Source organism: Luteibacter sp. OK325 (assembly GCF_003050935.1).
Classification (GTDB): domain Bacteria; phylum Pseudomonadota; class Gammaproteobacteria; order Xanthomonadales; family Rhodanobacteraceae; genus Luteibacter.
In genome coordinates, this window is the sequence record NZ_QAOX01000002.1 from 45,282 (window position 1) to 57,621 (window position 12,340).

General features: G+C 62.2%; 6 protein-coding genes. 2 read left to right on the plus strand and 4 right to left on the minus strand.

Features of this window, described 5'->3' with window-relative positions:
* Positions 1–674: 674 nt before the first annotated feature.
* Both C8J98_RS04165 and C8J98_RS04170 read right to left on the minus strand, forming a co-directional pair.
* Positions 675–4,019: a hypothetical protein gene (locus tag C8J98_RS04165; protein WP_107911244.1), complete on the minus strand. Its 3,345-nt coding sequence runs from the start codon at positions 4,017–4,019 to the stop codon at positions 675–677.
* 41 nt (positions 4,020–4,060) lie between these two features.
* Positions 4,061–6,214, minus strand: coding sequence for a hypothetical protein (locus C8J98_RS04170; RefSeq protein WP_107911245.1), 2,154 nt, complete (start codon positions 6,212–6,214; stop codon positions 4,061–4,063).
* 461 nt (positions 6,215–6,675) lie between these two features.
* Here C8J98_RS04170 and C8J98_RS04175 point away from each other — a divergent pair, with 461 nt between their 5' ends.
* A complete protein-coding gene (locus C8J98_RS04175; RefSeq protein ID WP_107911247.1) occupies positions 6,676–9,165 on the plus strand; it encodes an autotransporter outer membrane beta-barrel domain-containing protein in 2,490 nt (829 codons plus the stop codon).
* A gap of 426 nt (positions 9,166–9,591) precedes the next feature.
* Here the strand turns inward: C8J98_RS04175 and C8J98_RS04180 are convergent, their stop codons facing one another.
* Positions 9,592–10,260, minus strand: a complete 669-nt coding sequence (locus C8J98_RS04180; RefSeq protein WP_146171515.1) for a hypothetical protein — start codon at positions 10,258–10,260, stop codon at positions 9,592–9,594.
* A gap of 132 nt (positions 10,261–10,392) precedes the next feature.
* Here C8J98_RS04180 and C8J98_RS04185 point away from each other — a divergent pair, with 132 nt between their 5' ends.
* The gene (locus tag C8J98_RS04185; RefSeq protein ID WP_107911251.1) at positions 10,393–10,893 is read left to right on the plus strand and encodes a J domain-containing protein; all 501 of its coding nucleotides are present in this window, start codon (positions 10,393–10,395) and stop codon (positions 10,891–10,893) included.
* Here C8J98_RS04185 and C8J98_RS04190 read toward each other — a convergent pair.
* A complete protein-coding gene (locus tag C8J98_RS04190) occupies positions 10,890–12,290 on the minus strand; it encodes a TIGR03013 family XrtA/PEP-CTERM system glycosyltransferase (protein WP_107911253.1) in 1,401 nt (466 codons plus the stop codon). The genes C8J98_RS04185 and C8J98_RS04190 overlap by 4 nt on opposite strands.
* Between the last annotated feature and the right edge of the window lie 50 nt (positions 12,291–12,340).

A 12,340-nucleotide genomic window follows, 5' to 3' on the forward strand; every position in this document is an offset into this window, starting at 1 on the left:
TTGACCCTGTGTTTGGAACGAAGGCCCAATAATAACCGGGACTCGAGGAATCAGCCGTCCAGCAAACGTGGTTGTTCTGGCTTCCTGGAAGGTAGCAGCTACGGAAAGCCTGCCATTCGGCGAGGCTCAGCATACGCAGGGACGCGGCTGCGAATGCCCCAACGCACCATGCGTGCGTGGTGGCTGACGTCGACATCGACCAGAAGTGAACATTTGCCGTGGAAACGGTGTAAGCGACTTCATGGTTGTCCGAGTCGGTAGCTATGACACGCGTGCTACCTGGCCCATAAGAGATAACCCGGCCAGAATCGCATTTCCTCCCATGCAGGTGTTGAAGGATGACCTGGACGAGGCACAACCGATTCCGCTCGTAATGCCAGTTCGGAGATGTATGTGATTCGATACAGAAAGGAATGTCCTGGATATTGCCCGTTCGGGTCGGGTACGACGTTATCCACTTTTAGTCCTGCGATGGCGGGAGCGCAGGCTATGAGTGTTACTGCCAGAATGAGTAGTTTCAGAATTTTCATGGTGATTCTCTCGCTCCCGTCTGATTTGCACGCGACTGCATCGCTCGTGGCGAAGCCCTGGGCTGGTTGTCGTGACGGCCCCGCATGATGCAGAGCCGTCAATGTGAATCCAAAGCTGTTATTGCGCTGGCATGTGCACACTTGCTATGACGTGAATGTAAAGTTGTCCACCGCACCGAACCCTCGCATCGTGAGTCGCGTGATTCGTTTGCCCGGGGGAGCGGTCAGAGTGACGAACTGCATTTTTCCAAGCGCCTCAGCCTGGCCGACCGGGGCTCCGGATGCGTCGAACGCCCCAAAATCTATGCGGGTAGGATGAGCCCAAGCGCTGACTACGCCGAGTGTGACTGTCGAGCAGGGTGTCTTGAATATAAACTCGGCGTCGATAGATGGAGCCACGGCGCTCGTCTGCCGCAACGAAGCGTCGACTACGACGGCCGTATCAATGGTGTCGTCTCGCGGGCCGTGCGGCGAGTCCGTCGCCATACGCCCGGAGCCTGTTGAACCCGCTGACATCCAGGTATTCGTCAGGTAGGGCGGAAAGACACCGGTACCCTTTCCGATCGCGATGGCCGCCGCGTCGGCGGGGCACTTGATTGTCATGGTCGAAAGGGTAAGGGATTGCCCCGGCTGGATGAGGGTGCCGTGGGTAACTGTCTCGAAAGTTTCGCCGGCTAGAATTCGATAGAACTGCACATTCTTGGGTGGTGAGGTTTCGTCGATGCCTGTTGCCTTCACTACATAGTGGAATCTCGCACTCGCCAGGCCTAGCTCGTCGACGAGAGTTTCGAGGTAGGGCTTTGAAACGAAGAACTCGTAGTCGCGAATGGCGTCGACGGTTTGTCTCCCTTGGGGTTGCTCGCCCAGGTCGGTGACGCAATTGAGCTCAATAGCCTGGCCGGCCTTCATGCCTTCGTATCGCCTCACAGTTACCTTCAATCCTCGTGGGTCGACAATTCGGCCGATGTCGATTTTTTGATCCGGCCCGACAAGTTCTGGCTCCGGCGCGAGCAGAACGAGAGAGAGGGCGGCGCGCGCGGTGTATGGCGACGAGTCAAAGGGTTTAGCTGTCGTGGTACCGCCGCCATCGAACGAGACGAGAAGGCGGATTCTGAGAGTGGCTCCATCGGGGAGGGTGTCGAGAAGATCGCGATTGAGCGTGAGCGTGAAGTCGCCCACCGTCGTCACGGGGTCCGTGGGAATATCCCATGCGCCAACCTTGACCCAATAGCGTTGGCCAATCGCCATGAGCGGCCAAGCAGTGACCTGGATCGTGGCATCACCGGTGAACGTGTTGAGGTCGAGGACGAAGGTGCCGTTGGCTTGGACAAATGATGGCGGGACGACTTGCGCATCATTGTCCTCGATAGCGAGTACTTGCAGCGTCATCACATCGGAGTTGGTCGCAACGCCACCACGCCAGCGGGTGTAGAAGACACTGATGCTCTTGCCCAGGTGCCTGGCGATTTCACCGGGCGGAACGAGGATGGTCATGCCGGGTTGGGCGGCCTGCGGTGGTGAGGAGGTGTAGTTACCAAAGGTGACGGTGACACTATCGCCGGAGACGAGGTCGGCGCGGGCGGGCACGACGACGGTGACGCCGGTGACCGGGACCGTGATGGGATCGAGGATGCCTGCAGGCGCTTCGGCGACGGTCGGTGCCGGCAGATCGCCTTCGCTCGAATCCTCCAATACCGTGATATGGCGCTTGTCGGAGTCCTCGTCGTCGACGCCCGGCCGGATCAGGATGTAGTAGACGGTGACCCGCTGCCCGGCATTGGGACCCAGCACCGACTTGTCCACCTCGAAGCGCACACCCGCGGTGTTGGCGGCTTCCGGTAAGGTGGTGAACGAGCCGCCGACACCGACGCCCTGCCAGACGACTTGGATCTTATCGCCGGGCAGAAAGCCGGCATTCGCGGGCACATGCACGACGATGCTGTCGCCCACATCGGCCGGGTCGAGGGTGTTGTCAGGCGATGCGCCTTCGACGATGGCCGGAGGCAGGCCGACGCTGCCGCTACCGGTCTTGACGGCAAGGGAAAGCGCTTCGGACGACACGATGATATTGCCCGGGGTTTGCACCTCGTAGCTGACCGTCACCTTGCCGCCGGCGACCTGCACGACCTTGGCCCGGGCGACGGAGAAGCGAAACTCGCCATTGACCGCGTCGCTACCGAGCTGGAACTGCTGGTCGCTGACGATGGTCTGGCCATCGAGGCTTTCGCCGCGCCAGTGCAGCGTGATGCGATCGGTGGGTTGGAAGAAGGGATAATCGGCGCGCACCAGGACGGCCACATAGAGCCCGGGTGCGGCTGGATCGAGTTCGCCACCGACGGCTTCAGCCACGACCGGTGCGGACAGCTTGACCGGCGTGCCGGTGACCAAGGTCACGGCGATCGCCGATGGGGCCGGCTTGGGGGCGGTGGTCGTTTGCACGGTATACGAGGCACGGATCTCGCCGCCGACCAGGGCCAGGGCCTTGTCGTAGGGCACCTCGAAGGTGTGGCGGATCGGGGCGGGATCGGGCCAGTTGAAGGTGTACGTGGCATCGGGCAGCGCGATACCGTCGCGGTTGATGCCACCGAAGGTCAGGACGACGATATCGCCGCTGGCGTAGGCGGGGTATTGCACCTGCACGCGCACCGGGCCGAAGTTCAACACCTCGATGGGCAGCTTGCCGAAGTCGTCGGTGTCGAGCACGGTCGGCATGGGATGTCGTCCACCGGTACTGGCATCGACCTCGACCGACTTTGCCCACAGCGAGTGATTGGTGACGCTGTCCTCGACATGGTAGGTGACAAAAGCCAGGCCACCGTTGACGCTCGCGATGATCGCCCAGGGCACGGTGATCGATACATCGGGGCCGGTATCGCCCAAGGAATCCTCGATGACCTCGAATGGCAGGTCGACCGGGCCCCAGGAGACGATGAGCTTGTCGCCAAAGCTGCAATATCGCCAGCGCGGCACGCGGATGGTCAGCGGCATCCCGACGGGAATACCGGCATCGAGGCCTTTGATAGGCGCGAGGTTCTCGTTGATGTAAGGCGTGGACTGGTCCGGATCCGGGTCGCCGGGGACATCGAAGTCAACCAGGACGGGCAATCGTTCGGAGATGAAGGTTTCCTGAGAGGTTGGCCGGTAGATCGTGTGCCAGACCTCGATGTTGCCCGGATAGGGCTGCAGCCTGTCGGCAGGAACGGGGATATCCAGCGGGCTGTTCTGGTTAGGCGGGACATTGGCACTGGCCGCCGGCGCGGCGGTGCTGGCCCAGTACACACTGACCTGGTCCCCTTCGAACAGGCTGAAGGCATCGATCTGCACGAGGACACCGCGCCCCGGCGGTGGAAAGATGTGCGCACGGTTGATGCCACCGAAGCGGCGGATATCCGGCACATCCGGTGCGGCGAGGTCGGCCTTGACGGCCTCCAGGCCACCCGGGATACCCCGGCTGGCCTTGCGGTAAAACGGCGGATAACGCTTTTTCATGTCATGTCCTTATGACAGCCGCGAAAGCGGCGCTCCGATGATTACGGCTTTGGCGGCCTGGCGTCGATCACCAATACCTCGGCCTTCTTTGGATCGGGCTTGGATGCGTTCGCACCGCCCGCCAGAGCCTTCACGGTGTAGAACGCCCGCGCTGATCCGTAGGCCACCGCTACAGAGCCTGCCGATGGCCTGATCTTCTTCATCTCCTCATACGGGATATCGAAGTCGACGAAGATCCTCATGACCGGATCGTCCGGAGGGTTCAGATCGTCGTCCAGGCGGTCGTCCTTCTCGAGAAGATCCTCCGCAACCACCGTATGTGTAAGCGATAGTTTTGCGTCGGCAATATCGGCGCCATCGCCACGTAGTTTGTCGTTGCCCTGCCAAACCAGATCGATCTTGTCGTCGACCTTCATGTTGAGGTAGTTGTAGACGCGCACGATAGTACCGTTCGATGCACGCGTGTAGCCGATCGAGGGGAGCGTCTGCCCCTGCTGGACCACCCCTTCGCGGAATACTGCCTCTGGCAACACGTCGGGTCCGCCCGGTTGCCCGCCCGGGTCCTGGATGACGACAGTCTGAGCGGGTGATAACGCCTCGTTTACCTGCCCGGTCGCCAGGGTGCGGCCTACCTTGTAGAACACTTGCCAGCTGCCGGGAACGATCTGAGCCGGTTTGAAGTTGATATTCAGGTCGGCGCCGACCACGGCTTTTGTTTTGTCGCCGATGGGGACCTCGGTCGCACCGTCGACTTCGAGCCGATAGAGTTGAACTTCGTCGCCAGCCTCGAATACCTCGACCTGCGTTGGAGTCTTCGTCAGGTGCGGAATCACCGCGAAAACCGGGAGCGTATAGCCGATGGGAATCTCGTTATCGATTGCGCCAACGGCGGAATGCCGGACCGTGGGCCCTTGCAGCCGGCCATGCACGGGTGTTTCCGGATCAGGATCTTCGCCACCGGCCAGGGTGAGGTCCACCTTGACGGCGAGTGGCGGCGACGGAATGCTGAAAATGCCCCGCCTGACCTCGTAGCGCACGTCGAAGCCGAAGACAGGGTTCACCACACCCGCCGCGACAGGCTGCAATGCCGCGATGAACTGATAGGGAACGCTGATCGTGCGGATGGACTTTGTCGGATCGGGCACTGCGGGATCTGTCGGCAGGTCCGCTTCAATAAGTGGGCCGTCGACTTGGATGGGCAGTGCATCACCGAGAAGCAACCATATGACATCGCCGACGTCCCCGTGACCGAACTGCGGGATCTCGACCTCGATCGGTGTGCGCGCATCGCCTTCGTGAATAAGATTATCGTCCGAAAACAGCAGAACTCGTGGGGCTGACAGCAGATCGGGTGAACCTGAGACCAGCATGCGCAGCGGGGCGCGATCGGCCGTCTTTTTATTGAGCGCTTTATCGTAGACGTCGTACCAGAATTCGACGTTTCCCGTTGCGGCGGCTGCCTGTAGCTGGGCAAGTGTGAAGGCGCCTGAGTGCTCCTCCGTGGTATTGCCTACGGGAATCTCCGGACCCGCCGTCTCGGTTGCGGGCAGTGCCGGCAGCGCCGGGATGGTCTGGATGAAGGTCTTGATGAGATCGCCATCCTGCTGATCATCGTACGAGGCGATCGTAAATTTCAGTACATTCCCGTCGGCTACCACCTGCGCAAGGGTGACTCCATTTTGCTCATACGCGTCGTCGAAATCGATCTTCGGTAGCGTGATGCCACCCGGAGGCGTCATGTCGATGATGATCGTGGCAGGCTTGGTGACGTAAGAGTCGCCAAAGCCGCTGCCCATCCGGGCAATGATCTCGTGACTCGCCTCAGAGAGTGCGCCCATATCCGCGACCGGAATGGTCAGCTGCATCGGATCCGGCTGGTCCTTGATGGGTACGCCGGACGGATCGCCAACGGCGTTTCCGTCGATGAAAAGGAAGACCAGATCTTCTTCTTCGGTTTGATCCCACTTGGCAACGGTGACTTTGAGCGGTGCGGCCAGGACCGGTCGGGTGATCGTGCCGTCGGCAAGCGCTTCGGTCACGCCGGGCGCGTAGGGAAGTGGCACCTCGGCCAGCAGTGCGTTGTCCGAAACGGACTTCAATACATCCGTCGAGCCGCGAACCAGGGGATTGCCCCATTGCGCAACGATAACAGTCGAGTGCCGGCCCTGTGGGCCGACGACGGGCTTCTTACCCATGACTTGCTCCTTGTCGTGGTACGTCCTGATTGGGCTGCCACCGTATTCCCGAGTGTGGCGCATCGTACATATGCCGTAAGTTGTAGGCGCGATTAGCGATATTCGGCCACTGACGATCGAAAGGCCCAGCCCGTCGCACATTCACGAATCAATCACCCGTTATCGATTAGCTAAGCCAGTGTCGATGCTCGAGGCGCCGGAACCGCCATAAGGCACACGACTTCACAAGCACATCGGTTCGTTCAGCGCTAACGGAAATGGCGAGGAGGACGCATGCAACGATTCGTGCCTGGTTTTTAGGACAACACCCCATGGTCGGGTAGTTGTCCGTGTGCTGGAATACGCAGCCGATATCCGGCCACCGCGCGTATCCCACGCCAGCTCCCCCTTTCCCATGGCGTATCAGGGCTGCCGTTCACGCATTCCTGCGTGACGCACTTGAACATTGAAGGAATACCATCATGCATGCATTTTCATGCGGCTTGCCCGTGCGTAAGCACCTGTGCGCGGTTATCGCCATCGCTTGTGCGCTCCCGGCCTTTTCGGCACGCGGCGGCACCGTTACCGGTGCAGGCAATAGTGCCATCGTCAATACGAATTCACCTGTCGAGACGTGGACCGCTCTCGACCACGCGGCGCTCGTCGTCGACGGAGGGCAGCTACTGCGCACGGTCGTCGACACCGGTGCGACGCTCACCATGACGAACGGCACGGCCAGTGCCACGACCAATCTGTTCGGAGCCGCCGTTGAGCTTCACGATGGCGCAACGGCGACGATTACTGGCTCGCGCTTGGTCAACGATTCGACGGGCCGGGGTCTTAGCTTGCAGGGCGCAGCGCCGTCGAGCGCAACGCTGCTCGGTTCGACCGTCACCGGCGGTACCGATGGAATACTTCTCTCCGGTGGTGGCACGTTGACGCTGGACCAGGCTACGCGCTCGGAAGGCACGTTGACGACGGCATCCGGTGTGCGCATCTCCAACGGTACGGCGAACATCCTTGGCGGGTCGACCGCCTACGGACAGCAGAACGGCATCATCATTGCGGATGACACCCGGGGCATCAGCGACCTCGGTCGCCTCGTCGTCGTCGACGCATCCGCCTCGGTCGGCGTTACGGGAAGCGCGATCCGCGTGCAGGATATTTCGGGTCCGACTCGTCCCAATGTTGCCTCGATCGAGTTGCGCAACGGTGCGAAGCTTGTCGGCGGCAATGGTGTCGCCATCGAGGCACTAACTCAGACTGAAGTGACCGTTGGTATCGAGGGAAGCCACATCTCCGGCGACATGCTCGCCGTCGACGATGGTGTCCTGGACATCAACCTCAACGATTCGGGCGCCGCTATCACGGGCCGGATGATCGCTGTCAACGCAATGACGCAGGCGGCGGGCTCTACCTGGAATGTCACCGGCGATTCCGATCTGCGCGCCTATACGTTGAATGGCGGCACCCTTGCATTCCAGCCCGGGACGGATGGTAGTCATCGCGCCACCACCGTCCACGGCGATCTCGCCGGCAGCGGCGGCACGATTGCGTTCAACACGGTGATGAACGAGGGCGGCGCATTGGCGTCGCAGGCCACCGACCGGCTACTTATCGAGGGCAATGTCACGACGACGGGGCCGGTCGCGATCGTGGTGACTCCTTCGGGCGTCGGCGCATCGTCGGACCGCAACACGAACGGTCTGGTCGGTGCCGACGAGGGCATTTCGCTGATCCAGGTGGCCGGTACGTCGCGTGCCGATGCCTTCGTCCTGCGCGGCGGCTACGTGGCTGTCGGCCCGTACTCGTATACCTTGCACGCATTCGGCCCCGGCACGACGGACCAGGCGCAGAACGCCCTGGCGACAGGGTCGCTCAATTGGGACTACCGCCTGGGCGCCGTGTACGTTTGCCAGACGGATTGCGATCCGGTCGATCCGACGACACCGCCGGTCGATCCTGGTGAGCCGCCGGTCGATCCGATCGACCCGCCGCCGGGTGGTCGCGTCGCCGTCGTGCCGCAGCTGCCTTCGTATCTATCTGCCCCGGCCGCCCTGCTGACGTACGGCGACATGATGAATGACGGATTGCACCAGCGTCTGGGCGATCTGCGCACGGGAACATCCCACGATCCGATCGGCGGCGAGGTCTTCGCACGTTACCTCGGCGGCCAGCTCCGCTACTCGTCCAACCTCTCGTTCCAGCGTTACGGCTACGATTTCGACCAGCAGGTGAACGCACTGCAGGTGGGTGGCAGCCTCATCGCGCTCGACGGCGACAACGGTACGTTGCGTGCGGGTTGGGCTGCTGACCACGGCACAACGCGTGTCACGCCCAAGGCGGCGGATGGCAACAGCTCGGCGAAGTACCGCGCCAATGGCATGTCCGCCTGGATCACTTGGCAGCAGGGCAACGGTCTTTGGGTGGATGGGGTGCTCGGTTCCACGAGCTACAGCGGCGACGTGGGGACCGACCTGCGCGGTGCGGACGTCGGGCGCGTGCGTGCGAATGGCTGGACCATGTCGGTGGAGACGGGCATGCCGTTCGCACTTGGCAACGATTGGACCGTCGAGCCGCGATTTCAGCTGAAGCACCAGTCGCTGAACTTTCGCGACTTCACCGACGGCGATGGACTGGACGTGCGTCTGGGCACGGCGAAGCAGACGAGTGCGACGCTGGGTGGACGCATCATGCGCACCGCCAATCGGGTGTTCATGCCGTATGCCAACCTCGACCTGACGCATACGAGCAACGGCGACCCGAATGCGGATGTGTCGAGCGCCGATTGGGATCTCTCGCAACGCTTCGGTTCGGGTCGCGTCGGGAATGCTTATAAAGTGGCAGCGGGCGCGGTCAGCCAGCTAAGCGAGCATGTGCAGGTTTACGGCGAGGGCACGTATCAGCACTTCGTCGGCAGTTACGGCATGCAGGGTTGGGCAGGGAACGTAGGTATTCGCGTTACGTTCTGACATCGCTTCCCGTCATTAAAGCGGTCATGCCGTCCCGGGCTCGGGGCGGCATGGTCGTTTCCGAAGTCGACACCGTGGGGCCGCGTGCGAGGTGCGCTCTATGCATCCAGCGTCCTTATACGCACACTTGCTCAGTCCGGGGCGTCCTTGCCCTTTGGCATCCTTGCGCGGACTGAACCCGCCTTGCTCCCAGCAAGCTCCGTCGCGATTCCGTCGACTCGCCGCGGCCCTAGGTGTCGAAGCCAAAGCTAATCCCATGTAATTGCAAAGAAAATAGGTCGATGGTTGTAGGCGCCAACGTACGATTTCGGACACATGACGCGACAGGCTTTGCGATTATGTTGTCCGTCATTCAAAGAAAAGCGCGGTACGACGGGCTTGCAAAGGATACGTCAGGACTCACGAACGTCCGGAATCGGACAGTGTTCAGCGGATCGCGATGATCCAAAGAGCGGCGCCTTGCACGGGCGCGACAGTCCAGTGCACGCGATACGTGCCCGCGGCTTCTACTTGACGCCATGCGACTGCGCCTTGAACGCCGCTTTCGTCGGGCAACTGGACGAAAGCATCGATCAGCTGAAAGCCGTCGCCCGGCGTCGCCGTCATGCTCTTGACCCCACCGTCGCCCCACCAGAAGGCCAGCAAGGTGGCCGGGCCGTCGACAGTAATCTCGTCGCTCGCCACGACCAGTGCCTTGTCTGCATAGTTCTGAGCGAAGGCCTGGATGCGAGACGCGTTGCGCACTTCGACGAAGGGCAGGGACAGTTCGCCCTTGGGCTCGCCGCGCTTGGTGATGGAGACGGTGTGTGCGGGCCCACCCTTTCCCGCGCTTGCCACATAGGCCTGTACGTTGAAGCGGTCGCCATAATCGGCATAAGTAAGGGGACGACCGAGCGACTTCCACCGGTTTCCGTAGGTATCGGCGGGCGAACCGTCATTACTGCTGTAACCAGCGTTGAAGATGACAAACACGCTACCGGTCGCCTGGGTATCCATGGCCGGTGTGACAGCCGGGCTTACACCGAGACCCTCGCCCTGACCAAGGAACACGTGTGCGCCGAGCGAGGGAGGCGCGGCATCGGCGGCGAAGGACATGGCGGGCGCTCCGAAGAGGAGCCCGGCGAGCGCGAACCGGCGTGCCTGGCGCATCGAGGTTCTCCAAAAGTTGTACTTGCAAGGGGCCCGGGCGTGGGCCACGCTTGCGGGGCAATTCAGCGGAGCCGCACGGTGGCTGACGAAACCGACTTTCTCGACCTTTACGGCAAGCTCCGCCTGGAGCCGAACTGTACGTTGGCCGATTTCAAGCAGGCCTACCGTCGACACGTGGCCGCCTGGCATCCGGATCGCCGCCGCGGCAGCCGCGCCGACGCCCTTGCCGCCGCGCGCCTGCAACGCCTCACCGCTCAGTACAGCGCTGCCATGGAATTCCATCGGCGTCATGGTCGGTTGCCCGGAGCGGTGTCGTCGCCGCGCGTATCGGTGGTGGCAGCGAGTGCGGAATCGGTCGCATACCTCGAGAGCGACGCGCCTGCGGCGCCGTCTTCGGTCTCGTTCGAGGGTGCCGAGCGGTTCGAAGACACGCCCCTGCGCGGATGGCGAACCCGCTGGCTCTGGCTTGCGGCACTGGTCATCGTCGCCGTGGTCGCATGGTCGCTGATTCCGGCCGCTGGCTCGGAAGAAGACGATGCCTCGACCGATACGTCCGTCACGATGGCATCCACGCCTTAGCGAGCGCCGCGCCCGAACAACACCACCTCGACGGTCTCGATCAGGATCACCATGTCGAGGAAGAGGTTGTGGTTCTTCACATAAAAGAGGTCGTACTTGAGCTTCTCGGCGGCGTCTTCCTCGGAGGCACCGTACGGGTAGCTGAGCTGCGCCCAGCCGGCGAGGCCCGGCTTGATGCTATGGCGCAGGTTGTAATAGCGGATCTTCGTTTCGAGGTCCGAGACGAACTGCGGACGCTCCGGGCGCGGCCCGACGATGCTCATGTCACCCCGAATGACATTCCATAGCTGCGGCAGTTCATCGAAGCGCAGCTTGCGGCAGATCCGGCCGACGCGGGTAACGCGGTCGTCGTTGCTCTTGGCCCAGCGTGCCACGCCATCCATTTCAGCGTCGGTGCGCATGCTGCGAAACTTGTAGAGCCAGAACGGACGGCCATGCTCGCCGACGCGCTCCTGCCGGTAAAAAATGGGCTGGCCGCGTCCTGATTCGACGCGAATGCATAGCACCACACCGAGCATGATCGGCCAGCAGAGCAGGGCGATCGCAAGCGCTGCCGTGATGTCGAAGGCGCGCTTCAGGAACACGGCAAGCGGCGAGGCGTTGAAGCCGCCGGAGAAAACCAGCCAAGACGGATCGAGCATGGTCAGCTGGACGCGGCCGGCTTCCCGTTCGACAAACGTGGTGAGGTCGGTGATCTGCACGCCGAGCTGGCGGCACGCGAGTAGGTCGTCCATCGGCAGGCTGCCACGGCGATCGTCCACGCCCACCACGATTTCGTTGAGGTGTTCGCGGCGCGCGAGCTGGGCCAGCGATTCGTTGCGAGCCAGCAACAGGTTCTCGGGCACCATCACCGTTTCGTTCGGGCCGCGCAGGTAGCCGACCAGGCAGAATCCGCGGCGGTCCGAGCGACGGCGCATACGGTTGTGGATTTGCGCTGCGCGTTGTCCCGCACCGAGCACGACGACGCGGCGCTTCAGTGATTCCATTTCCACCAGGCGCATGAACAGGCCGCGGAAGGCTGCCGTGGCGACGAAGGCGATGAGCAGCGCCATGCCGAGCACGCCGCGGCCGACATAGGCCTGGGGAATCACGTAGTAGCCGACGACCAGGGCTAGACCACCCAGAATGAAAGCGATGGCGTGCCGGGCGAGCTGGCCACGCCAGCTCATGCGCAGGGTGGAGCGATATTCGCCCAGTGCCGCCATGCCCAGGAAGATCACCGCCGCGAACATCACCGCGCGAGCGGTGAGCGTCTGGTTCGATGCAGCCAGGTCGTCGGGGGAGGGTGCGAAGCGGATATACGCCGCGATGTTGAGCGAGGCGGCAAGCAACAGCAGTTCGCAGGCACCCATCAGGATGAGCCAGCGTACGATTGGCTGTCTGAAAAGACGGATCATCGTGTTCCCCTCCGCACGTTGTCCGAACGTGTCGATACATGGAGGCTAGG